Source organism: Mycobacterium sp. URHB0021 (assembly GCF_054057895.1).
The window spans coordinates 7,412,633-7,435,630 of sequence record NZ_JBSRZT010000002.1 but is presented as its reverse complement, the minus strand read 5'-3'; the positions used below and the strand labels follow the sequence as shown (position 1 = coordinate 7,435,630).

The 22,998-nt window shown below is 65.2% G+C and carries 23 protein-coding genes and 2 pseudogenes; 17 read left to right on the top strand and 8 right to left on the bottom strand.

Annotation, left to right across the window (positions count from 1 at the left end):
- Positions 1-8: 8 nt before the first annotated feature.
- Genes lpdA through ACVWWN_RS38550 form a run of 3 tightly spaced genes read left to right on the top strand, consistent with a single transcriptional unit; the run spans position 9 to position 2,295 of the window.
- Positions 9-1,409: a dihydrolipoyl dehydrogenase gene (gene lpdA, locus ACVWWN_RS38560; RefSeq protein ID WP_457148567.1), complete on the top strand. Its 1,401-nt coding sequence runs from the start codon at positions 9-11 to the stop codon at positions 1,407-1,409.
- The gene (locus ACVWWN_RS38555) at positions 1,406-1,675 is read left to right on the top strand and encodes a hypothetical protein (protein WP_457148566.1); all 270 of its coding nucleotides are present in this window, start codon (positions 1,406-1,408) and stop codon (positions 1,673-1,675) included. The genes lpdA and ACVWWN_RS38555 overlap by 4 nt, the downstream gene beginning before the upstream one ends.
- A 41-nt stretch (positions 1,676-1,716) precedes the next feature.
- Positions 1,717-2,295: a hypothetical protein gene (locus ACVWWN_RS38550; RefSeq protein WP_457148565.1), complete on the top strand. Its 579-nt coding sequence runs from the start codon at positions 1,717-1,719 to the stop codon at positions 2,293-2,295.
- Between the two features lie 19 nt (positions 2,296-2,314).
- Here the strand turns inward: ACVWWN_RS38550 and ACVWWN_RS38545 are convergent, their stop codons facing one another.
- Positions 2,315-2,893: a carboxymuconolactone decarboxylase family protein gene (locus ACVWWN_RS38545; RefSeq protein WP_457148564.1), complete on the bottom strand. Its 579-nt coding sequence runs from the start codon at positions 2,891-2,893 to the stop codon at positions 2,315-2,317.
- On the bottom strand, positions 2,890-4,317 hold the full coding sequence (gene ramB / locus ACVWWN_RS38540; RefSeq protein ID WP_457148563.1) for an acetate metabolism transcriptional regulator RamB: 1,428 nt from the start codon (positions 4,315-4,317) through the stop codon (positions 2,890-2,892). The genes ACVWWN_RS38545 and ramB overlap by 4 nt, the downstream gene beginning before the upstream one ends.
- A gap of 100 nt (positions 4,318-4,417) precedes the next feature.
- On the opposite strand from ramB, the gene ACVWWN_RS38535 reads away from it, so the two are divergent.
- The 8 genes and pseudogenes from ACVWWN_RS38535 to ACVWWN_RS38500 all read left to right on the top strand — a co-directional run bounded on the left by ACVWWN_RS38535 (position 4,418) and on the right by ACVWWN_RS38500 (position 13,330).
- The gene (locus ACVWWN_RS38535; RefSeq protein ID WP_457148562.1) at positions 4,418-5,233 is read left to right on the top strand and encodes an acyl-ACP thioesterase domain-containing protein; all 816 of its coding nucleotides are present in this window, start codon (positions 4,418-4,420) and stop codon (positions 5,231-5,233) included.
- Positions 5,234-5,498: 265 nt separating this feature from the next.
- Positions 5,499-6,785 (top strand): isocitrate lyase, encoded by a 1,287-nt coding sequence (aceA, locus tag ACVWWN_RS38530; protein ID WP_457148561.1) that lies wholly within the window; start codon positions 5,499-5,501, stop codon positions 6,783-6,785.
- An 89-nt stretch (positions 6,786-6,874) separates the two neighbouring features.
- On the top strand, positions 6,875-7,735 hold the full coding sequence (locus ACVWWN_RS38525) for a 3-hydroxybutyryl-CoA dehydrogenase (RefSeq protein WP_457148560.1): 861 nt from the start codon (positions 6,875-6,877) through the stop codon (positions 7,733-7,735).
- Positions 7,736-7,854: 119 nt separating this feature from the next.
- Positions 7,855-9,153: a serine hydrolase domain-containing protein gene (locus ACVWWN_RS38520; protein ID WP_457148559.1), complete on the top strand. Its 1,299-nt coding sequence runs from the start codon at positions 7,855-7,857 to the stop codon at positions 9,151-9,153.
- Between the two features lie 266 nt (positions 9,154-9,419).
- A complete protein-coding gene (locus ACVWWN_RS38515) occupies positions 9,420-10,808 on the top strand; it encodes a biotin carboxylase (RefSeq protein ID WP_457149441.1) in 1,389 nt (462 codons plus the stop codon).
- Between the two features lie 52 nt (positions 10,809-10,860).
- A pseudogene (locus tag ACVWWN_RS38510) lies at positions 10,861-11,126 on the top strand (NAD(P)-binding protein); the annotation flags it as partial.
- On the top strand, positions 11,086-11,208 hold the full coding sequence (locus tag ACVWWN_RS38505) for a hypothetical protein (protein WP_457148558.1): 123 nt from the start codon (positions 11,086-11,088) through the stop codon (positions 11,206-11,208). The pseudogene ACVWWN_RS38510 and the gene ACVWWN_RS38505, both read left to right, overlap by 41 nt.
- Before the next feature lie 166 nt (positions 11,209-11,374).
- A complete protein-coding gene (locus ACVWWN_RS38500; protein WP_457148557.1) occupies positions 11,375-13,330 on the top strand; it encodes a primary-amine oxidase in 1,956 nt (651 codons plus the stop codon).
- Positions 13,331-13,349: 19 nt separating this feature from the next.
- On the opposite strand, the gene ACVWWN_RS38495 is transcribed toward ACVWWN_RS38500, so the two are convergent.
- The 4 genes from ACVWWN_RS38495 to ACVWWN_RS38480 form a co-directional block, all read right to left on the bottom strand.
- A complete protein-coding gene (locus tag ACVWWN_RS38495) occupies positions 13,350-14,585 on the bottom strand; it encodes a serine hydrolase domain-containing protein (RefSeq protein WP_457148556.1) in 1,236 nt (411 codons plus the stop codon).
- Between the two features lie 27 nt (positions 14,586-14,612).
- Positions 14,613-15,443, bottom strand: a complete 831-nt coding sequence (locus ACVWWN_RS38490; protein ID WP_457148555.1) for an endonuclease domain-containing protein — start codon at positions 15,441-15,443, stop codon at positions 14,613-14,615.
- A 107-nt stretch (positions 15,444-15,550) separates the two neighbouring features.
- Entirely contained in the window at positions 15,551-16,420 is an 870-nt protein-coding gene (locus ACVWWN_RS38485) for a polyphosphate kinase 2 family protein (RefSeq protein WP_457148554.1), read from the bottom strand.
- Complete coding sequence (locus ACVWWN_RS38480; protein ID WP_457148553.1) at positions 16,413-17,120, bottom strand: TetR/AcrR family transcriptional regulator; 708 nt, start codon at positions 17,118-17,120, stop codon at positions 16,413-16,415. The genes ACVWWN_RS38485 and ACVWWN_RS38480 overlap by 8 nt, the downstream gene beginning before the upstream one ends.
- Before the next feature lie 137 nt (positions 17,121-17,257).
- Here ACVWWN_RS38480 and ACVWWN_RS38475 point away from each other — a divergent pair, with 137 nt between their 5' ends.
- The 6 genes and pseudogenes from ACVWWN_RS38475 (at position 17,258) to deoC (ending at position 21,222) form a co-directional block, all read left to right on the top strand.
- Positions 17,258-18,565, top strand: coding sequence for a DUF445 domain-containing protein (locus ACVWWN_RS38475; protein WP_457149440.1), 1,308 nt, complete (start codon positions 17,258-17,260; stop codon positions 18,563-18,565).
- Between the two features lie 94 nt (positions 18,566-18,659).
- On the top strand, positions 18,660-19,142 hold the full coding sequence (locus tag ACVWWN_RS38470) for a helix-turn-helix domain-containing protein (protein ID WP_457148552.1): 483 nt from the start codon (positions 18,660-18,662) through the stop codon (positions 19,140-19,142).
- Positions 19,143-19,628: 486 nt separating this feature from the next.
- A pseudogene (locus ACVWWN_RS38465) lies at positions 19,629-19,721 on the top strand (hypothetical protein); the annotation flags it as partial.
- Positions 19,722-19,821: 100 nt separating this feature from the next.
- Complete coding sequence (locus ACVWWN_RS38460) at positions 19,822-20,103, top strand: DUF2516 family protein (protein WP_457148551.1); 282 nt, start codon at positions 19,822-19,824, stop codon at positions 20,101-20,103.
- A gap of 6 nt (positions 20,104-20,109) precedes the next feature.
- Complete coding sequence (locus ACVWWN_RS38455) at positions 20,110-20,541, top strand: DUF2599 domain-containing protein (RefSeq protein ID WP_457148550.1); 432 nt, start codon at positions 20,110-20,112, stop codon at positions 20,539-20,541.
- Positions 20,542-20,562: 21 nt separating this feature from the next.
- Complete coding sequence (gene deoC, locus ACVWWN_RS38450) at positions 20,563-21,222, top strand: deoxyribose-phosphate aldolase (RefSeq protein ID WP_457148549.1); 660 nt, start codon at positions 20,563-20,565, stop codon at positions 21,220-21,222.
- On the opposite strand, the gene ACVWWN_RS38445 is transcribed toward deoC, so the two are convergent.
- Positions 21,219-22,154: an LmeA family phospholipid-binding protein gene (locus ACVWWN_RS38445; RefSeq protein ID WP_457148548.1), complete on the bottom strand. Its 936-nt coding sequence runs from the start codon at positions 22,152-22,154 to the stop codon at positions 21,219-21,221. The genes deoC and ACVWWN_RS38445 overlap by 4 nt on opposite strands.
- A complete protein-coding gene (locus ACVWWN_RS38440) occupies positions 22,151-22,966 on the bottom strand; it encodes a carbon-nitrogen hydrolase family protein (RefSeq protein ID WP_457148547.1) in 816 nt (271 codons plus the stop codon). The genes ACVWWN_RS38445 and ACVWWN_RS38440 overlap by 4 nt, the downstream gene beginning before the upstream one ends.
- Between the last annotated feature and the right edge of the window lie 32 nt (positions 22,967-22,998).

Below are 22,998 nucleotides of genomic sequence, written 5' to 3'. Positions count from 1 at the left end.
GTGGGGGCGTGACCCACTATGACGTCGTTGTTCTCGGAGCAGGTCCCGGCGGATATGTCGCTGCCATTCGCGCCGCTCAACTCGGCCTGAACACTGCAGTCGTCGAACCCAAGTACTGGGGTGGCGTGTGCCTGAACGTCGGCTGCATCCCGTCCAAGGCCCTGCTGCGCAACGCCGAACTGGCGCACATCTTCACCAAGGAGGCCAAGCAGTTCGGCATCAGCGGCGAGGCGACGTTCGACTACGGGATCGCCTTCGACCGCAGCCGCAAGGTCGCCGAGGGCCGGGTCGCCGGCGTGCACTTCCTGATGAAGAAGAACAAGATCACCGAGATCCACGGGTACGGCAAATTCGCCGACGACCACACCCTCGACGTCGAGCTCAACGAGGGTGGCACCGAAAAGGTGACGTTCGACAACATCATCATCGCCACCGGCAGCAGCACCCGGTTGGTGCCCGGCACCTCGTTGTCGGAGAACGTGGTCACCTACGAGAAGCTGATCCTGACCCGCGAGCTGCCCAAGTCCGTCGTGATTGCGGGCGCCGGCGCGATCGGCATGGAGTTCGGCTACGTGCTCAAGAACTACGGCGTCGACGTGACCATCGTCGAGTTCCTGCCGCGTGCGCTGCCCAACGAGGACGCCGAGGTCTCCAAGGAGATCGAAAAGCAGTTCAAGAAGTTGGGCGTCAAGGTGCTCACCGGCACCAAGGTCGAGTCGATCTCGGATGAGGGGGGCAACGGCTCCGTTCGGGTCACCGTCAGCAAGGACGGCAAGAAGGATGAGCTCGAGGCCGAGAAGGTGCTGCAGGCAATCGGTTTCGCCCCGAACATCGAGGGCTACGGCCTGGACAAGGCCGGCGTGCAGGTCACCGAGCGCAAGGCGATCGGCATCGACGACTACATGCGCACGAACGTGCCGCACATCTACGCCATCGGTGACGTCACCGGGCTGCTGCAGCTCGCCCACGTGGCCGAGGCGCAGGGCGTGGTTGCGGCCGAAACCATCGGCGGCGCAGAGACTTTGCCGCTCGGCGACTACCGGATGCTGCCGCGCGCGACGTTCTGCCAGCCCCAGGTGGCCAGCTTCGGCCTCACCGAGGAGCAGGCGCGCGACGAAGGCTACGACGTGAAGGTCGCCAAGTTCCCGTTCACCGCCAACGCCAAGGCGCACGGTGTCGGTGATCCGAGCGGCTTCGTCAAGTTGATCGCCGACGCCAAGTACGGCGAGCTGATCGGTGGACACCTCATCGGCCACGACGTGTCGGAGCTGCTGCCCGAACTGACCCTGGCCCAGAAGTGGGATCTGACCGCCACCGAGCTGGCCCGCAACGTGCACACCCACCCGACGATGTCGGAGGCCCTGCAGGAATGCTTCCACGGGCTCATCGGCCACATGATCAACTTTTGAGAGCGATCTGGGTCGCCGGAATCGGCGGATTGGTGGTCGGCCACATTCTGTGGTTGGCCGGCATCTCCATCGCCATCGCCACCAAGTCGGTCAACACCTGGGTGCTCGTCGTCGCGGCGGTCTCCTTCGTCGCGGGAGCTGTCGCGGTCGCCATCGGCTGGCGGTCCTACCAGCGCAAGTCGGAGGGCCTTGCGGCGTTTCTCTGGTGCCTGCCGGTGTCACCGGTGCTGTTGTCGCTGACCGTGCTTGGAGTCACGTACCTATAGTCAGACGATGACGGCTCTCGCCGGCCCGATCGAGCGCACCTATGACCGGTTCGCCGAATATCTGGCGCCTGCGCAGCTATGGGTGTCCGCAGTGCGGTCCGGAATGGTCGGCCGAGGACATCCGGTCGGCGCCGTTGCGGTCGCTAAACCTTGCGCAGCTGGTCGCCATCCACCTGATGTCCCTCGACGACGACTCGCTGCGGCACTTCTTCCCGCCGTATGCCCGGATGGCCGCCGGTGGAGTCGGCCGCCGTCGGGCAGCTGGCCGACGCCGTCTGGTCCGCACTGCCGACCGACTACCCGGCCGACCTCCGTTACTTCCCCGACTGTCCGTCCGCGCTGGATCTCCTGGACTGGTGCGAATTGCCGTTGACGGCCATTCTCGAGGACTCGCTCATCGTCGAGACGGTGCCCGCCGCGAGGCACCTCGCCGATCTTGTCGACGCTGTCCTCACCACCGGCCGGCCGTTCCGATCCGCTTCCAGGACAACGGTGCTCGAGTGCTGCGGACACCGAGGATCGGGGACCGGCTGCAGGAGGCCTCCTTCGCGGCCGGCACCGACGTCGCGGCGCGGCAGCTCTCCGCCGCCCACGAGTTGTGGACGGTGTGCCGGCCCTGACCGGTTGGCCCCGCCGACTTCAGTCCGGGAAGTCCAGCGGCACGTTGAGCGTGGTGATCGTCGCCGCCAGACCGTCGTATTGCGCTGCCAGCATGCAGAATTCGATGAGTTGGGCCTTGGTCAGATGCGCGGACAACGTCGCCCAGGTCTCGGACGACACACCGCGGGTGACGACGAACTCGTCGGTGGCGGTGATGAGGGCGCGCTGCCGGTCGGTGAGTCCTTCGGCGTCGGGCCCCTCGAAGATCTTCGCCTGCACCTTGGGCCCGATGCCGCGGCTTCGCGCCAGGCGGCGGTGCTGCTGCAGTTCGTACTCACAGCCGCGCAGGTGGCCGACCCGAAGGATGACCGTCTCGGCGTCCTTGACGGGCAGCTTGCTCAGGATGCCCAGCAGCATTCCGCTGTAAGGCAGCCAAGCCAGGAACAGCAGCCGGTGCTGGCCGAGAACATTGAACAGACTGAACCTCGGCGCCCTGATGGTCCTCGCGCCGATCCTGGCGATGGCCCAGTTGACCGGCCCCAGTTCACGGAATCCACCCGGTGGGATGCGCGGCGGGGTGGACGGCTGGTCGCGCGAGAGTTCGTCGCGCGCGCTCACGATTGCCTCACCAGGTACGGCGACACCGTGCTGCGGTGCTCGTCGATGTCCAGCGCCCGGCCCAGCGCGGGGAACGCCCGCTGCGGGCAGGTATCCCGCTCGCAGACGCGGCAGCCGGCGCCGATCGGCGTCGCGTTGTCACCTGACAAGTCCAGCCCCTCCGAGTAGACCAGCCGGTGTGCGTGGCGGAGTTCGCAGCCCAGGCCGATCGCGAACGTCTTACCCGGCTGACCATAGCGCGACGCGCGACGCTCCACCGTCCGCGCCACCCACATGTAGCTGCGGCCGTCGGGCATCTGCGCGACCTGCACCAGAATCTTGCCCGGGTTCGCAAACGTCTCGTAGACGTTCCACAGCGGGCAGGTGCCGCCGCTGGACGAGAAGTGAAAACCCGTCGCCGACTGTCGTTTCGACATGTTGCCCGCCCGGTCGACGCGGACGAACGAGAACGGCACGCCACGCATCGACGGACGCTGCAGGGTGGAGAGCCGGTGCGCGACCGTCTCGTAGCTGACGGAGTAGAAGGCCGACAGCCGCTCGACGTCGTAGCGGAACTTCTCGGCGACGTCGTGAAACTGGCCGTACGGCAGCACCGTCGCCGCCGCGAAGTAGTTGGCCAGCCCCAGGCGCGCCAGCGTCCTGGACTCGTCGCTGGTGAACTTTCCCTCGTCGACGAGCTTGTCGATCAGGTCACCGAACTCCAGGTACGCCAACTCGGCGGCCATCTTGAACACCGTCTGACCCGACGACAAGTGCCCGCTGATCTCCAGCCGCTTCAACACCGGGTCGTAGCGGTGCAACACGTTATGGCCGAGATCGATGCGACGGATGATGGTCACGCCGTGCACGATCCGCAGCCGGTCGCCCAGATCGCGGGCCAGGTCGCCTCGGTGCATGCGCATGCTGGACGTGAGTTCCTCTGCCGCGGCGTCAAGTTCGTGCAGATAATTCTGTCGCTGATAGAAGTAGTCGCGGACCTCTTCGTGGGGCATGGTGATGGATCCCGACCCAGAGCTGTAGCCGCCGCCGTCGGAGAATCGGTCCTCGGTGGCGGCGGCCAACTGCGTGGTGGTGAGTCGATAGCGACTGTGCAGGTTGACCATCGCCCGAGCCAGCGCCGGGTGGGTGTTGACGATGTCGGCGATCTCGGTGAGGTCGATGTCGATGTCGAGGTCGCGGTCCATCGTGACTTCCCGGAGTTCGGCCACCAACCGGGTGTCGTCCTGCGACGCGAAGAACGTCGCGTCGACGCCGAAGACCTCGGTGATGCGCAACAGCACCGCCACCGTCAGCGGACGGACGTCATGTTCGATCTGGTTGAGGTAGCTCGGCGAGATCTCCAGCATCTGGGCCAGCGCCGCCTGGCTGAAACCTCGCTCGCCGCGAAGCTGCCGAACACGCGAACCGACAAAGGTTTTCGCCACGTCGGATAGCCTAACAACGCTGCGAAGGTGACCTTCACATTGTTGGCAGATCGACGGCTGTGGCAGGATCGGGCCGGTTGAGGTAACAGGGGAGATCGACATGGCGGGAATCGCTGGCAACACCGGACTGGGCAAGGTGATGATGCCCGTGCCCGATCCGCACCCCGACGTGTTCAACGTGCACTGGCCCTTGCGCGTCGCCGACATCGACCGGGAGGGACGGCTGAAGTTCGACGCGGCCACCAGGCACATCCAGGACATCGGCACGGACCATCTGCGCGAGCTCGGCTTCGAGGAGACCCATCCGCTGTGGATTGTCCGGCGCACCATGATCGACCTCATCAAGCCCATCGAGTTCCAGGACATGCTGCGGCTGCGCCGGTGGTGTTCAGGAACGTCCAACCGGTGGTGTGAGATGCGGGTCCGCATCGACGGGCGCAAGGGCGGTCTCATGGAGTCCGAGGCGTTCTGGATCAACATCAACCGCGAGACGCAGGGACCGGCGCGCATCGCCGACGACTTCATCGCGGGCCTGCAGCGCACCACCGACGTCAACCGGTTGCGGTGGAAGGCCTATCTGAAGGCCGGCAGCCGCGAGGACGCGACCGAGATCCGCGACTATCCGGTCCGGGTCTCCGACATCGACATCTTCGATCACATGAACAACTCGGTGTACTGGAGCGTGATCGAGGATTATCTCTTCGGCACGCCGGACCTGCTGCGCAAGCCGATCCGGGTGACCATCGAGCACGATGCCGCGGTCGCGCTGGGCGACAAGCTCGAAATCATTACGCATGTGCATCCGCCGGGATCGACGGACCAGTTCGGCGTCGAACTCGCGGATCGCACTGTTACAACGCTCACATATGCGGTCGGCGAAGAAACCAAAGCCGTCGCCGCGATCTTCGCGCTGTGACTCGCGCAGTTCTCACAGTACGGGCGTACTGACCAGCGGAAATTCGCTACCGGCGAGTAGCTACTGAACCGGTACAGCTGGTTGAAGCCTTCGCAACCTTCGCAATTAGCCGATGGCCGTTGGCGAAAATTTGCAGTTAGAACCAGTGGACCTGCGGATATGAGTTGGTGCATGCTCGCATTAGCACAGTAAGTGAAGCCGCTAAGGCGTTAACAACCCGTCCGGGAACCGGCGCCCCAGCGACTTGCAATCCGAAGGAGCACCAATGTCAACCGTTGGCACGCCGAAGTCGCCCGAACAGATCCAGCACGACTGGGACACCAATCCGCGGTGGAACGGCACCGAGCGCAGCTACACCGCTGCCGATGTGGTGGCCCTGCAGGGATCTGTTGTCGAGGAGTCGACGCTGGCCCGCCGCGGCGCCGAGGTGCTGTGGGAGCAGCTCCACGACATGGAGTGGGTGAATTCGCTCGGTGCGCTCACCGGCAATCAAGCCGTGCAGCAGGTGCGCGCCGGCCTGAAGGCCATCTACCTGTCTGGCTGGCAGGTCGCAGGCGATGCGAACCTGTCCGGTCACACCTACCCCGACCAGAGCCTGTACCCGGCCAACTCGGTGCCGCAGGTTATCCGTCGCATCAACAACGCGCTGCTGCGCGCCGACGAGATCGCGAAGGTCGAGGGCGACCGGTCGGTGGAGAACTGGCTGGTGCCGATCGTGGCCGACGGTGAGGCCGGCTTCGGTGGCGCGCTGAATGTCTACGAGCTGCAAAAGGCGATGATCGCCGCGGGCGTCGCGGGCTCGCACTGGGAAGACCAGCTGGCCTCGGAGAAGAAGTGCGGCCACCTCGGCGGCAAGGTGCTGATCCCGACCCAGCAGCACATCCGCACGCTGACCTCGGCCCGCCTGGCCTCCGACGTCGCGGACGTGCCGACGGTCGTGATCGCCCGCACCGACGCCGAGGCGGCCACGCTGATCACCTCCGACGTCGACGAGCGCGACCAACCGTTCATCACCGGCGAGCGGACCAAGGAAGGCTTCTACCGGGTCCGCAACGGCCTCGAGCCGTGCATCGCCCGCGCCAAGGCCTACGCGCCCTACTCGGATCTGATCTGGATGGAGACCGGCACCCCGGACCTCGACCTGGCCAAGCAGTTCGCCGAGGGCGTGAAGAGTGAGTTCCCCGACCAGATGCTGGCCTACAACTGCTCGCCGTCGTTCAACTGGAAGCAGCACCTCGACGATGCGACCATCGCGAAGTTCCAGAAGGAGCTCGCGTCGATGGGCTTCAAGTTCCAGTTCATCACGCTGGCCGGCTTCCACGCGCTGAACTACTCGATGTTCGATCTGGCCTACGGCTACGCCCGCAACCAGATGAGCGCGTACGTCGAGCTGCAGGAGCGCGAGTTCGCCGCCGAGGAGCGCGGTTACACCGCGACGAAGCACCAGCGCGAGGTCGGCGCCGGCTACTTCGACCGGATCGCCACCACGGTGGACCCGACGTCGTCGACGACCGCGCTGACGGGTTCGACCGAAGAGGGCCAGTTCCACTGACCATGCGTGGCCCACGAGGAAATTGACAGCGCAGGCCCCGCCCACGAATGTTGGGCGGGGCTTGTCGCTATCTGGACGGAGTAGAAATCTTGAGCAATGCAATCGAACGGGTAGGAGTCATCGGCGCGGGGCAGATGGGCTCGGGGATCGCCGAGGTGTCGCTGCGCGCCGGGGTGGACGTGGTCGTCTTCGAGCCCACCGACGATCTGGCCACGGCCGGCCGTGACCGCATCACCAAGTCCCTGGAGCGCGGCGTCCACAGGGGCAAGCTGACCGAGTCCGATCGCGACGCGGCGCTCGCCAAGCTGACCGTGACCACGAAGCTGGCCGACCTGTCCGACCGCCAGCTGGTGATGGAGGCGGTCGTCGAGGACGAGACCGTCAAGGCCAAGATCTTCGCCGAACTCGACGAGCTGATCGCCGATCCCGATGCGGTGCTCGCGTCGAACACGTCCAGCATCCCGATCATGAAAATCGCTGCGGCGACGAAAAATCCGGGCCGCGTCCTCGGTCTGCACTTCTTCAACCCGGTGCCGGTGCTGCCGCTCGTCGAGCTCGTCAGCACGCTCGTCACCTGCGATGCGGCGGCCGCGCGGGTGGAGAACTTCGCAAGCACCGTGCTGGGCAAGCAGGTGGTGCGCTGCGGGGACAGGTCCGGCTTCATCGTCAACGCTCTGCTGGTGCCGTACCTGCTGGCCGCGATCAGGATGGTCGAGGCGGGCTTCGCGACGGTCGAGGACGTCGACGCGGCGGTCGTCGCCGGGCTGTCGCACCCGATGGGCCCGCTGCGGTTGTCCGATCTGATCGGTCTCGACACGATGAAGCTGATCGCCGACTCGATGTATGACGAGCTGAAGGACCCGAACTACGCGCCGCCGCCGCTGCTGCTGCGGATGGTGGAGGCCGGCCAGCTGGGGAAGAAATCGGGCCGGGGCTTCTATACATATTGAGCGAGCGCTCGGCGGACTCGCGCCACGATGCCGGGGCGATCGAGGCGACGTTCTAACCTGATCGACCCGAAGTGGTCGGTCGCTACACCACCGCGAGCCGGAGCCTACGATCGGGTCTTATGTCGACTGTTGGCGGCGGTGGGTCGGCTGGCGGAGTTCAGGTGACCGCCGAGAACTGGCAGTTGCCGCAGTTTAGTCGCTGGGCGTATTGGCACGTCCGGGAGATCCTGCCGACACTGCTGATTCCGCGCCAAAGCGGGCCGTCCCGAGAGTTGATCCAGGCAAATACCCCCATCGTTGCCACCGACGTCACGCTGACGAGTGTGGACGGATCAGCGGTGACGGCTGGGCAAGTGATGACCAACACCTACACCGACGCCTACGTCGTGTTGCAGGACGGCGCACTGGTGGCCGAGTGGTACGCCCCTGAGGGGGCCCCCGACCGAACGCATGCCGTGATGTCGATAACGAAGGCGGTGGTCGGATGTGTCGCGGCCGCATTGGTCGAGCGCAACCTGCTGGATACCGACGTGCTGGTCACCGAATATGTTCCAGAGCTGGCAGTCAGCGGCTATGCCGGCGCGACGGTGCGGCATGTGCTCGACATGCGCAGCGGCGTGCGATTCCGCGAGGATTACCTTGACCCGGACGCCGAGGTGAGGGTGCTGGCGCGGTGGCTCAGCCAGGCGCCGCCGTCGGACCAGGCATCGCCGTGGGGTATGTATCGGTATCTCATCGGGCTGTCGGTCGAGGCGCCGCATGGCCAACGCTTCCTATACCGTTCTGCGGAAACCGACGTGTTGGGCTGGGTTTGTGAACGAGCGGCTGGCAAGCCGATGGCTGAGTTGATGGCGACGCTGATCTGGCAGCCGCTCGGCGCAGAGTTCGATGCCGAGATCCTTTGCGACGGGCTGGGCACTGCGGTGCACGACGGAGGCATGTGCGCTACCGCGAGGGATCTAGCGCGGTTCGGTCAGATGCTGCTTGACGGCGGCTCGGTACCAGACGGGCGCGACGGCACGCGAACGGTGATCGGATCGCGGTGGTTGCGCGACGCGTGGGCGGTCGATGCCGATGCGCGGTCCGTATTCATCCGCTCTCCCGCCGAGGTGTCACTGCCCGGGGGGTGGTATCGCAATCAATTCTGGTTCCGCCCAGGACCGTACGGTGACGTGCTGCTGTGCCAAGGCATCTACGGTCAACTGGTCCACGTGACCCGCCGCACGCGCACGGTGTGCGTGAAATTGTCGAGCTGGCCAGATCCGCAAAATCCCGGTTACCTGCAAGACACGCTGCGCGCGTTCGATGCGATTGCGGGGGCGCTCGCGGGCCGGCCGTCCGCCGGAGAGAACCCGAGGCAACCGGGCGTTATCGCGGGCCGGAGTCGCCACGGCAAGTCCGATCGATCGGGAAAATGAGGTATGCACGTGGGTTTCGCACCATTTGACTGAAGGTCCGCAGGCTTTGGCCTACGCTCGACTCACGCTCGACGTGCGCCGCGACGACGCCGGGGAGGTCGAAGCCGCAGGAGGCGATAATGGCCGAACAAAAGACCCACACCACCCGTCGCCGGAAGTCGGCAACCCCTCCGAAGCGCACGCCTAAACGAACCTTGTCGCGGCTGTTCGGTAGTGGCGGCTCGCTGAATGGGATCGCCGAGATACGAACGTTTTTCCGCACCAATATGCAGCCGGTCTACTTCATGGGCCCGACAGCGTTCAATTTGCTCGGCATCGACCGCTGGGTGCGCAATTTCCAGTACGTCGCTTACTACGACTCATGGGACGGCGCGCATCCGCGGGTGTTCAGTCCGAAGAACAAGCCGTACGTCGAATTCGAGTCAAGCGAGCACATCAACAACTATCTGCTGCGCGACGCGGAAGTGCGCGCTTACCTGGAACGCCGTGGTGGCACGCCGATGGTGGCGATGGTCTTCTTCGACGAGGAAACCGAGGAGATCTGCCGTGAACAGGGCTACAAGCTGATTCTGCCGCCCGACGCGCTACGGCGGCGGCTTGATTCGAAGATCGTCACCACCCAACTGGGCAACGAGGCAGGCGCCCCTTCTGTGCCAAATGTGATCGGCAGGGCCGATACTCACGCCGAGCTGCAGGCGCTAGCCGACTCGGCCAAGCTGGGCGGCGATCTTGTGGTCCAGACACCCTACGGTGATTCGGGCAAGACCACCTTCTTCGTCAAGTCAGAGGCGGATTGGGACGTCAACGCCGAGGACATGAGGGGACAAGAACTGAAGGTGATGAAGCGGATCAACAACAAGGCCGCGGCGGTGGAGGCCTGCATCACCCGGCATGGCACCGTTGTCGGACCCTTCATGACCGATCTGACGGGCTATCCCGAACTGACCCCGTATAAGGGCGGCTGGTGTGGAAACGACCTTTTCCCCGAAGCGCTTTCAGACAGTCACCGCGCCGCCGCGATCAGCCACGTGCGCAAGATGGGTGATCGGCTCGCGCAAGAAGGCTATCTAGGGTTCCTCGAGGTCGACGTGTTAATCGACCTCGACACCGACGAGGTATACCTCGGCGAAATCAATCCGCGCATTTCCGGCGCGTCGTCGATGACGAACGTGACCGCGGGCGCCTACGCAGACGTACCGCTGTTCTTGTTCCATCTCTTGGAATTCATGGACGTGGATTACACGGTAAACGTCGAAGAGATCAACGACCGCTGGCGTGACCTTGCCGCCGTTGACGTCTGGTCGCAGTTGATCATGAAGGAGACCACCGTGGAGTCGGTCGAGCGGCTTCTTGCCGCACCTCGGACAGGCACATGGCATCTCAGCGAGGACGGCGAACTCGAGTTCGCACGGGTGAGCAACGACTGGCACGAAATCACCGGCGAGGACGAGGCGTTCTTCCTGCGGGTCTACGGCCCTGGAGATTTTCGGTTCTGTGGGGCCGATTTGGGCATCCTGGTCACCAAGGGACGGATGCAGACGGCGGACGGCCTCACACCGCGCTGTCAGCACTACATCGAGGGCATCCGCAACAATTACCGATCAGAGCTGCTGCCGAATCCCCCCGCCTTGACCCCACTCGCCTACGTCAAGTAGCTCGCGCCCGGCGCGTTCGCCTGGCCTCCAATTCGACTGTGCTGCAACGAACGGCCCCGACTTTCCATTTCCCTTCGACGACTGGATCACCCACCTGGCCGGACTCGGTTCGATCCCCGAGGAGCGTGTCGGCGAGGAGGTCGCGATCGTGGGGGCCGGGATGTCCGGCATGGTCACGGCATACGAACTGATGAAACTGGGCCTGCGGCCCGTGTGTACGAGGCCTCCCACATGGGTGGCCGGTTGCGCTCACAGCAATTCGAGGGCGGAGGGCGCGGTGCAGACCGCGTTGAAGGCGGTCTGGGGTATCCAGCGGCATTTCGGTGGTCGTACCCATCCGGACAATCCGGGTCCCGGGGACGTGTTCGGTGAGATCGGCCCGAATGAACGGCCCGACTGATGCGTACGCCGGAAATATCCTGTTTGCGCCGTTCAGCGCTGCTTCGGCAGGGTATGGTGCCCTCCATCAGTAACGGTCGTCCACGCTCGGCGGGAGGCCCGGGCTCGACCCCAAGCGGGTCACCCATGTCGGCCGTCGGGCCGGGGGTTTGGAAGGGCGGCCGGTGATGGCATCGCACCCGCTGGAGCCACTGAGTGCGGACGAGTTCAAACGAACAGCCGACATACTGCGCCGCGATGGGCACGTCACTGACACCTTCCGTTTCGCGGCGATCGAGCTGTTGGAACCGCCTAAGCAGAAGGTGTTGGCCTGGCGTGCCGGAGACGCGATGCCGCGGCACTCGTTCGCGGTGGTCTGGAACCGTTTGGACAACAAGACATATGAAGCAACGGTCGATCTGACCGACGATGCCCTTCTTTCGATCAAGCATATTCCCGACGTCACGCCGAACTTCACCGTCGACGAGTTCCACGAGATCAACGACGCGCTTCGCGAGCACCCGGACCTCATCGCCAAACTGCGCGAGCGCGGCATCACCGACACACGCCTTCTCATCGTCGATGTCTGGACCTACGGCAAAGTGCTGATGCCCGAGAAGTACCGTGACCGACGGCTGGGCTGGTGTGACTTGTGGATCCGCGAGACCCCGGACGGGAACCCGTACGCCCATCCGGTTCCGGGCCTGAAAGTCCTTGTGGACATGAACACGCGCGAACTCCTCGAGATCGAGGACGAATACGACATCGGAATGCCGGCTGTGGCTGGCGAATACGTGCCCGGAGCGTGGAACGGTGGGCAGCGCACCGATCTGAAGCCGCTGCACATCACCCAGCCGGAGGGCGCGTCCTTCACGCTGGATGGCACCGAATTGCGTTGGCAGAATTGGTCGCTGCGCCTCGGTTTCAACTATCGCGAGGGCCCGGTGATCTATCAGGTCGCTTATGACGATCACGGGGTACGGCGCGACATCGCCTACCGCATGTCATTCGCCGAGATGGTGGTGCCCTACCGTGACCCCACGTTTGAGCACTACCGCAGGACCGCCTACGACATCGGCGAGTGGGGGCTCGGCTTCATGACCACCTCGCTAGAGCTCGGCTGCGATTGCCTCGGCGAGATCCGTTACCTCGACGCGGTGCTGCACGACTCCATGGGCGCACCGTACGAGATAAAGGACGCGATCTGTCTACACGAAGAGGACAACGCCGTGCTGTGGAAGCACGTCGATTTGGTAACCGGTGCCGAGGTACGCCGCCAGCGTCGCATGGTGATCTCCTGCCACGTGACCGTCGCGAACTACGAGTACCTCATCTACTGGCGCTTCTACCAGGACGGCAACATCGAGTGCGAGGTCCGCGCGACCGGCATCATGGTCACCACCCCCTTTGCCGAGGGTGAGGCCGCGCCGCCCTATGGCACCGTCGTCGACAACCGCACCTACGCACCGATCCACCAGCACTTCCTCGTCGCTCGCCTCGACCTGGACGTCGACGGTTCGGCGAATACTGTCGTCGAAGTCGACTCGGTCGCACCCCCGGTATCCGACGAAAACCCCTACGGGCTCGCAGTGGTCACCACGTCCACCCCGATCACCTCCGAGAGGACTGGCGCGCGCGACTACGACTGGAACACCCAGCGCGGCTGGAAGGTGGTGAACCCGGACAAGCTGAACCGGCACGGTACCCCGGTCGCCTACAAACTGGTTCCCGGCGCCGCGTTGCCTGCGCTGATGGATCCGTCTACGCCGCAATATCTTCGGGCGCCCGTGATCGGCCACACTCTGTGGATCACACGGCACGACGACGACCAGCGCTGGCCGTGCGGCAAGTATCCGACGCAATCCACCGTTGACACCGGTCTGACGGAATGGATCAAGGACGACGCACCGCTTGAAAACGTCGACGTCGTGCTCTGGTACGTCTTTGGCATCCACCACATCCCTCGTGTCGAGGAGTGGCCGATCATGCCGGTCGACACGATTTCGTTCTGGTTGAAGCCGTCCGGATTCTTTGACCAGAACCCGTCGATCGATGTCGCCCCCACGCCGAAGGGCGAGCGTGGGACCTGCCACACCGGCACGGCCGACCACCTTGCCGACGAAGATGCGGCGCACATGCACTGAGCACAGGGCCGACCGCGATTCAGGCCGCCATCTTGGCGGTGATGGCGCAGCACGCCCGCACGGTGTTTGCCAGATAGTCGGGGTTCTGAGCATCTGGCCAGGATGACAGCTTGACGATCACGGTGCGGGAGGCTCGGTCGACGAATACCAGCTGCCCGTGAATCCCCAGGCACAGCAGGATCGGACCCGCCTCGGTACGAAAAAACCAGAACTGGTTGCGGTACCAGCCGCCGGGCAACATCGCCTCGTTTTCGGTGTGGGCGAACGCCTCCCGCACGCCCGGTGGTGGGTCGAAGGCATCGGCCAGCCATCCCGCGGGTGCCACCTGTCTCCCGTCGACGAGTCCGTCGTTGAGAATCATTTGACCGAGCCGTGCGAGGTCGCGAAGCGTCGCCGAGATGCCCCCGTCGTGAACCGCGGTCCCAACCGGATCGCATGTGATCTCGGCGTCGAATTCTGCGCCCATCGGCTGCCAGATCAGCGTCGAGATCAGATCGGCCATCCGCTCGCCGGCGGCACGTTCACACACCCAACCCAGCATGTCGGTGTCGGCCGACCGGTAGGTGAACGCACCGCTGTGTGGTCCATCGGACCGGATGGTTGCCAGGTAGGCATAGGCCCCCCGAGGGTCGTCAACCAGCGCCGAGGCCCAACCCATCGACCGCTCCATGCTCCGAACCTCGGAATCGCGGGCGGTGTATGTTTCCCGGAACGCCACGCCGGTGCGCATGTCAAGGACATCACGCACGCTCGCCCCCCGGTATCCCGAGCCGGCTACCTCGGGAACGTATGCGGTCACGGCCGCCTGCGGGTCGAGGCGTCCCTGTGCCACCAGGACTCCAGCTACACATCCGACAATGGACTTGGACACCGACATCAGCAGATGCCTGGTCGTTTCGGTCATTTCCTCGAAGTAGCGCTCGTCAACCACAGCGCCATCGCGCACCACCATCACGGCATCGGTGAATGTACCGGCGAAGATCTCCTCGACCGTCGACGAGCTTCCGTCAACCCGCAGGACGACCGGATTGCCAAACTCGATTCCCGTCGCCGGCAGCGGACATGGACTGCCGATTCCGGCCGAGATCAGTTGCGTCGGGATGATTTCACGCATGTGCCGGAAGGCCCAACGCACATTACGTGGTTGCTGCCAGTTCGACACGTTGACCTGTTGGTGGGGCAGCGCGGGGAAGCCGGCCGTCAGGCCGGCGCCAATATCAGTCCCAGCCTCGGTGGCCGCGGGATCGGCGGGCATGGCACGTATCGTATCCGGCCAGGGCTTCTACACGTACTGAGGCAGGGCTCGCCGGATTCGCCCCAGAATGCCGCGACGGTCGTAGCGGAGCTGCCGTGCGCTGACCCGAATTATCGTCCAGCCCTGTGCTGCAAGGTATTCCAGCCGCTCGATGTCGTTGGCGTAGTCATCAGGGTTGACGAAATGGTGTTCGCCGTCGTACTCCACGCCGACTTTCCATTGCGGCCACCCCATATCGACGCGACGCCTGCCGACCGGGACTTGAGTGACCGGCCGAGGCAGTCCGTCGCGCACGATGAGAAGTCGAAGTTCGGTCTCCTTCGGAGATTCCGCGCCGCCGTCGGCGAGATCCAGAGCCTTGCGTAGCGCACGCATCCCGCGAGCACCGGCGTGGCGGTCGGCGATGCGTTCGATCTCATCGACCGAGCACCTCGTGGCGTTGAGAAGTGCGTCGATCCGGATGATGGCCGTATCGCCTGGCACGCGGCGGCCGATGTCGTAGGCGGTTCTCGCCGGGGTCGTGCAGAAGATGCTCTGTCTCAGGCAGATCTCGTCGTCTGCGATGGTGCCGCGGTGGACCAGAATTGCCGGCGGCGCCGGCCGCCGGCCATATGCAAGCTCGGCCGGAGCATCGATCGGCAGCCACCGCGTGCCATGCATGGCTGCCGCCGAGCTTCCGACCAGCGTCGCCCTGCGGCTCGACCACAACCACGCCGCCCTCGCCCTGTCGGCGGCGTCGAGCTGGAGACCGGCGCGCGCATAAACGTTGTAATGGAGTTTGACGTATTTGGTGCGCAGGGTCTGGCGGGTGACAAGTCCCGCCGCGAGCGCCTCGCTGCCGACAATGAGATCGTCCACGGGGATAAGGCGCGCAGCACCGCCGACAGGTTCCCGACAGTACGGGATGTGACGCGAATCGGCCGGAATCTGTCATATGCCGCACTCTCGGCACGGTGCGAGCGGCGCTAAGCCTCGGCGAGCCGCTTCTTCTCCGCCTCGACATCGAAATCGGCTGGAGGCCAACTCAAGTCGAGACCTTCGAGCGCTTCGATCAGCAGCTCGAGGATGGCCAGCCTGCTGTACCACTTGCGATCGCACGGCACGACGTGCCAGGGCGCGTATTCGGTCGAGGTCCGCTCCAGCATGGCCTGATAGGCCTCCTGGTATGCCGGCCACTTCAGTCGTTCGTCCACGTCTGCCGGGTTGTACTTCCAGAACTTGTCCGGTCGCTCGAGCCGCTCGGACAGCCGCTTCTTCTGCTCGTCGAGGGAGACGAACATCGCCACCTTGATGATCGTCGTGCCGGTCTCGACGAGCTTCTGCTCGAAGCTGTTGATCTCGTCGTAGCGCTTTTCCCACACCTCGGGCGGGACGAGATCGTGCACGCGCACCACCAGCACGTCCTCGTAGTGCGAGCGGTCGAATACGCCGATGTCGCCTGCCGGCGGCAGCGCCCGGCGAATCCGCCACAGGTAGTTGTGCTTGCGCTCCTCCTCCGTCGGCACGCCAAACGCGGTGTAGTGAATGCCCTGCGGATTAGCCGCTCCCACAACGTGTTTGACGATGCCGCCCTTACCCGCGGTATCCATACCCTGCAGCACCAGGAGTAGCGAGCGACTGTCGCCCGCCGCTTGGCTGTTCGCGTAGAGCATCTCCTGCAGCGCCGCGAACCGCTCGTTACGCTCGGTCTGCAGCCCGGCGGCGTCGGCCTTCTTACCCTTGAATCCCGGGGTGGCGCTGGTGTCGATGTTCGCCACCTTGTCGCCCTTGCGGAACACCAGGTAGTCGTGCGGTTGGCGCGTCCAGAGTTTGGGCAGGTCTTCTGCTTTAGTCATCAGCCAACAATGGCGGTAAGACCGGCGACGGATGTGGGCCTTGGCGGAACTTTTCCAGCGATCCGCCGACTTCCACGATTCCGCACAACGCGTTCCACGACAGCATCGTGAGGTAGTCGATCAGCTCATCGGAGCTCATCCGCCGGTGCTGCATCCACGAGTGAGTGGCCAACTGGACACCGCCGACGGTGTGGTAAGCCCAGGGTTCGACACCGCCGGTGACCATGCCGGCCTCGACCATGCGGCGGCGCAGCATCACCGCGAGCATCCGGGCGATGATCTGCTCCGAATTCGCGACCGCCTTGCTCTTGCTGGCCGAGTTATTGACCATGACGAACTGGTAGGGCTCGGGTTCGGAGGCCACGGTTTCGACATATACCCGGATGATCTCGCGGGTCAGGTCGAAACCGTCGAGGTTCGACGAAAGGGCCGCGGCCATGTTGGGGATCAAGGTGGTCTGTGCGAACCGCATCATCACCGCGGTCGTCAGATCGTTCTTGTCGACGAAGTACCGGTACAGAACCGTCTTCGACACTCCGATCTCGGCGGCGATCTCGTCCATGCTGACGTTGCTGCCGCGCCGGCGGATGGCCTCGAGTGTGCCGTCTACCAGCTCATTGCGGCGCTCCACCTTGTGTTGGTGCCAGCGCCGCTTGCGTCCATCGGTCTTGACCGCTACGGGTGGGGTCTGCTGTGCCACTATCGCCGTGATCCGTTCCCTAGTTCTTCTTGATAGTACGGCCGAAGTCGGTCGGGGGCCCGCTGTAGCGGACCCACCTCGGCGACTTAGCGGATGATGGAGAAGTGGCACACAGACCGAACGTCGGCAAAGGCGTCATGACGCCATCAACGCCGGCTACCCGGACCAGCTTCGCTGAGTCCCTGGCGGGTGCCGATTCCGCCGCCGACGCGGAGCGACTCCGGGCGTTGCGACGGATGAAAGTCGTGGCCCTGAGCTTCCTGCTCGGCGCCACTGTCGTCTTCCTGTTGTGCACCTGGGCGCAGGCCGACGGCGCGGCCGCATGGGTCGGCTATGTGCGTGCGGCGGCGGAGGCCGGCATGGTCGGCGCACTGGCCGACTGGTTCGCGGTCACCGCACTGTTCAAGCATCCGCTGGGCATCCCGATCCCCCATACCGCGATCATCAAACGCAAGAAAGACCAGCTGGGCGAGGGTCTCGGCAGCTTCGTGCGGGAAAACTTCATGTCGGCCGAGGTGGTGGAGACCAAGCTGCGCGACGCGCAGGTGGCGGGCCGGCTCGGCAAGTGGCTCTCGGAGCCGGCACACTCCGAGCGGGTGGCCGGTGAGGCCGCCACCGTGCTGCGGGTGCTGGTCGAGATGCTGCGCGACGAGGACGTCCAGGCCGTGCTGGATCGGATGATCGTCAAGCGGGTCGCCGAACCGCAGTGGGGGCCACCCATCGGGCGGGTGCTGGCAACGTTGCTCGAGGAGGGCAGGCAGGAGGCGCTGCTGCAATTGCTCGCCGATCGAGCGTTCCAGTGGTCGTTGAATTCCGGCGACATCATCGAGCGTGTCGTCGAGCGTGATTCGCCCACCTGGTCGCCGCGCTGGGTCGACCATCTGGTGGGCGAGCGCATCCATCGCGAGCTGATGGACTTCACCGACAAGGTGCGCCGTAATCCCGAGCACGAGTTGCGGCGCTCGGCCACCCGCTTCCTTTTCGAGTTCGCCGACGATCTGCAGCACGATGAGTCGACGATCGGCAAGGCCGAGAACGTCAAGAAGCAGATCATGGCGCGCGAGGAGGTGGCCAGGGCGGCGGAGACGGCCTGGAACACCGCGAAGCGGATTTTCCTCGAGTCCATCGACGACCCGTCGTCGGCGCTGCGCACCCGCATCGCCGACTCCGCGGTGCACATCGGCGAGTCCCTGCGCGACGACGCCGAACTGCGCGACAAGGTCGACAGCTGGATCGTCCGGGCGGCCCAGCACCTGGTCGAGCAATATGGGGCGGAAATCACAACGATCATCACCGACACCATCGAGCGGTGGGACGCCGACGAGGCCAGCCGACGCATCGAATTGCATGTGGGCCGTGACCTGCAATTCATCCGGATCAACGGCACTGTGGTGGGCGCCCTCGCGGGGCTTGTGATCTATTCGGTCGCGCAGCTGATCTTCTGACCTGCGCTAACTAGTGCTTGCAAAAGTTAGCACCCCGTCGTACGGTTGTGTTGTCACCAATCGGATACCCGACGCAACGAGGGGGCTGAGCACGATGTCGCAGGATGAAAATCTTGCCGCGGTCGTTTCGAACGCCGCCCAGGACATCGGCACCTTCATTCGCAGTCAGCGCGAAGCTGCGCAGGTGTCGGTGCGGCAGTTGGCGGAAAAGGCAGGCGTCAGCAATCCCTACCTCAGCCAGATCGAGCGGGGGCTGCGTAAACCCTCGGCTGATGTGCTCAGCCAGATCGCCAAGGCGTTGCGCGTCTCGGCGGAAGTGCTCTACATCCGCGCCGGGATTCTCGAACCCGGCGAGGCGAGCGAGGTCCGCGACGCCATCGTCACCGACGTGGCGATCACCGAGCGGCAGAAGCAAGTGCTGCTCGACATCTACACGTCGTTTTGCCAACAGAACGAGGCCGCTGGTATCCAGCCGACAAACGAGGAGCCGACGACTGACGAAGACCAGATCATCCGCTCATTAGCCCTCCGGGAACCGAGACCTCTGGACGATCTCGGGAATCTCGAAAATCGCTGAAAGGAACACAAAATGGCCAGCAAGACTCAGAAGAACCAGCCGACGGTCGACGACCTGAAGGCTCCGCTGCTCGCCGCCGTCGGCGCCGCCGATCTCGCCCTCGAGCGGGTCAACGAGATCGTTGCCACGCTGCGTGAGCGCGCAGGCGACGCTCGCACCGACGCCGAGGCGCGCGTCGGGGAGACCCGCGCACGCGTGAACAAGCTGCAGGAAGAACTGCCCAGCCAGTTCGGCGACCTGCGGGAGAAGCTGAACAGCGATGAGCTGCGCAAGTTCGCCGAGACCTATGCGGAAACCGCGCAGAGCACCTACAACAAGCTCATCGAGCGTGGCGAGGCCGCGCTGGAGCGGATCCGCAACACCCCCGCGCTCGAGGAGGGCCGTGAGCGGGTGGAGAGCTATCGCGAGCTGACCGAGGAGGCGCTGGGCAACGTCGCGACGCAGACCCGTGCGGTCGGCGAGCGCGCCGCCAAGCTGGTCGGTGTCGAGCTGCCGGGTAAGGCTGCGGCCAAGAAGGCCCCGGCCAAGAAGGCTCCGGCCAAGAAGGCCCCGGCCAAGAAGGCTCCGGCCAAGAAGGCCGCCGCCACGAAGGTCACCCAGAAGTAAGAAGTAGTCGTTCGATAGCCGGGTCCAATACCCGGAGTCGACCAAGGGGGCGTAACCCGCCTAGGCTTGAGCCGTGCAGCTTCAAGGCCTCGTGGGTTACGTCCTCTTCGTATTGCAGGTCGCTGTCTGGGTGGTGACCGTCTACGCACTCGTGCATGCGGCGTTGCAGCGGCCGGATGCGTACACCGCAGCCGAGAAGCTGACCAAGCCGGTCTGGCTGGTGATCCTCGGCGCCGGACTCCTGCTGTCATTCGTCCTGGGCATCACCGGCGTGGCGATCGCGGCGGTGGCCACCGGCGTCTACCTCGTCGACGTCAGGCCCAAGATCCTGGAGATCCAAGGAAAGTCCCGATAGACACAGATGGCCGACGCCCGTTTCGTCGCCGCCGCGACCATGGCGGCGATGTCCCTGCCCCTGGTATTCACCGTGTTCGCCCCGGCCGCATCGGCCGACCCCTTCCCGGCGGGGCCGCCGTTCGTCGACCATGTCGCGTGGGCGAAGTGGGGTGATCTGTCGAGCCTGCGCGTGTACCCGACCGTCTCCGGACGGGCGGCGGCCGGTGCGCTCGGTACCAACGCCCAGGCCGACGAGGCGTGGGGCGAGGTGCTGAGGCTGTCGCCGGACGCCGACATCCCCGGGATGAAGGCCCAGTTCCTGTGCCACTGGCATTACGCCGAATTCGCGCAGCCGGGCAAGACTAGCTGGAACCTCGAACCCTGGCGACCCGAGGTCGGCGGCGACGCAATGGCGGCGGCCGGGTGTAACCCGGGCGGCACCGAAGAACCGTTCTGATGGGCCGCTACAGCCGCAAGGATGTCGCGGGCGCTGGTGGACCACACCTTGCTCAAGCCGGAGGCCGGCGAAGCCGACATCGCGGTGTTGGCCTCCGAGGCCGCCGAACTCGACGTGTTCGCGATATGCGTGTCGCCGTCGATGGTGGCCGCTGCCAAGCGGTCTCACTCATTGGGTCAGGCGATCGCCGCTGTGGTCGGATTCCCGTCGGGTAAGCATCTTTCGGCGATCAAGGCAGAGGAGGCCAGGCTCGCCGTCGCCGCGGGGGCCGACGAGGTCGACATGGTCATCGACGTCGGCGCCGCGCTGTTCGGCGATTTCGATGCGGTGCGAGCCGATGTCGCTGCGGTGCGGGCCGCCGTTCCCGACGGCGTCATCCTCAAGGTGATCGTCGAATCGGCGGTGCTACTGAGCCGCCGTGGCGAGCAGACGTTGATGGACGCGTGCCGTGCCGCCGATACCGGCGGCGCCGATTTCGTCAAGACCTCCACCGGTTTTCACCCCGGCGGGGGAGCGTCCGTACAGGCCGTGGAGCTGATGGTGGCCACCATGGCGCCGCGGGTGCAGGTCAAGGCCAGCGGAGGCATCCGCACCGCGGCCGACGCGATCGCGATGCTGGACGCCGGAGCGACCCGGCTGGGGCTGTCGGGTACCCGGGCGGTGCTCGACGGGCTCGACTAGAGCCCCGCGAAGCATGGATCGTCGCCACCCTTGGGGATCGAGGCGTTCTGGGTCGAAAACCGGCTCTGCACACCGCTATCCGTGACCTGAACACTGTCGGCATGGATGCCCAGCGGGTAGTTCTTCGTCAGCTGCGACGTGAACGCATCGAGCGCGGGTTGCACCGTCTCGCGCGGCAAGGTGAAACCGAGACCGGTCAGGCTCACGACCTGAAGCTGAATCCCGTTGTCGACGACGGCCGGCTTGGCGGTGATGCTGCCCAGCGCGCCCTGCAGTTCGATGGTGCCGTCGTTCGGGTTGGTCGTGACGCCGGTGACGAAACTGCCGACGAGGGGAATCGCGCCCTGGAGAGTCTGCTTGATGCCGTCGGCGGACCAGGTGATGTCGGCGGTCAATGACCCGATCGAACCGCTGGAGTCGCCGGTGTCCTCCAGCCGGACGTCCTCGATGTGCAGGTCGACTTTCATGCCCTTGGCTTGCCGGATCTGGTTGCCTGCGGTGGTGATGTTGATGTTCGTGTAGTGGCCCGTCATGTGCTGTACCAGGAAGGGCGGCATGACACCGAAGGACGCCGAAACCCCATCCTGCACCACGCATTGGGTGGCCTTGGCGACGACGCTGTCCGCACGGTGGCGTGCGTAGAGCTCGCCGCCGAGCACTCCGGCCACCACCAGCGCCAGAAAAATCACGACGACCAGCACGATGGACAGCGGATCCTTGAACAGCCTGGTCAGTCTCGACCCGCGCGACGAGCCGTCCGGTGGCGGACCGGCGGGCGGCTGCGGCGGCGGGCCGCCGTAACCCGGAGGTGGGCCTTGGGGCGGACCGTGAAGTGGGCCTTGGGGTGGCCCCTGCGGCGGGCCGTGCGGGAACTGTGGCTGCGGTCGGGCGGGCGGGGCCTGATTGGCCGGCCGGGCCCAGGGATCGGTCACCCCAGCGATTGTGCCTTACCGACGCGGATGAACTCGGAGCGATTCCGCAACACGGCGACCGTTTCGCGGGCTTTCCGGGCCGCGTCCAGGTCGATGTCGGTGACAAGTAGCTGCGGGTCGGTTCCCGCCGACGCAGTCACCTCGCCCAACGCAGAGGCCACCAGGCTGCCCCCTACCCCGGTCGGGCCGACGGCGGCGAGCTCCTCACCCGGATAGGCCTGGCCGACGGCGGCGATCACACCGGTGGTGTCGATCGCGCGGGCACGCGCCAGCAAGGTCCACTGTTCGAGCTTGCCCGGGCCGGTTCCCCAGGACGCGTGCACGGTGATCACCTCGGCGCCGCGCTCGGCGAGGTCGACGTACAGCTCGGGGAAGCGGATGTCGTAGCAGAGTGTGATGCCGACGCTTACCCCGCCGACGTCGATGAGCACGGGCTCCCGGCCGGGGGCGACGGTGTCCGACTCGGCGAAGCCGTACGCGTCGTAGAGATGGATCTTGTCGTAGTGCGCTTCGACACCCGGGCCGGTCGCGACGAGCGTGTTGGTCACTCGCCCGTCGTCGGCGGGTACGAACATGCCGGCGACCACCACGATGTTCGACCGCTCGGCGATGGCGCGCACCCCCGATGCCCACGGCCCGTCCAGCGGTTCGGCGATCGGCGCGAGTCGCACGCCGAAGCGGCACATCGTCGCCTCGGGGAACAGCACCAGCTCGGCGCCGGCGTCGGCCGCGCGGCGGGTGTAGTCCTCGACCGTGCCGAGGTTGGCAGAAGGGTCTGTGCCGCTGAGGATCTGCGCCAGGGCGATACGCATGCCCATCAGCTTAATCGCCGGGCTAGTCTGTG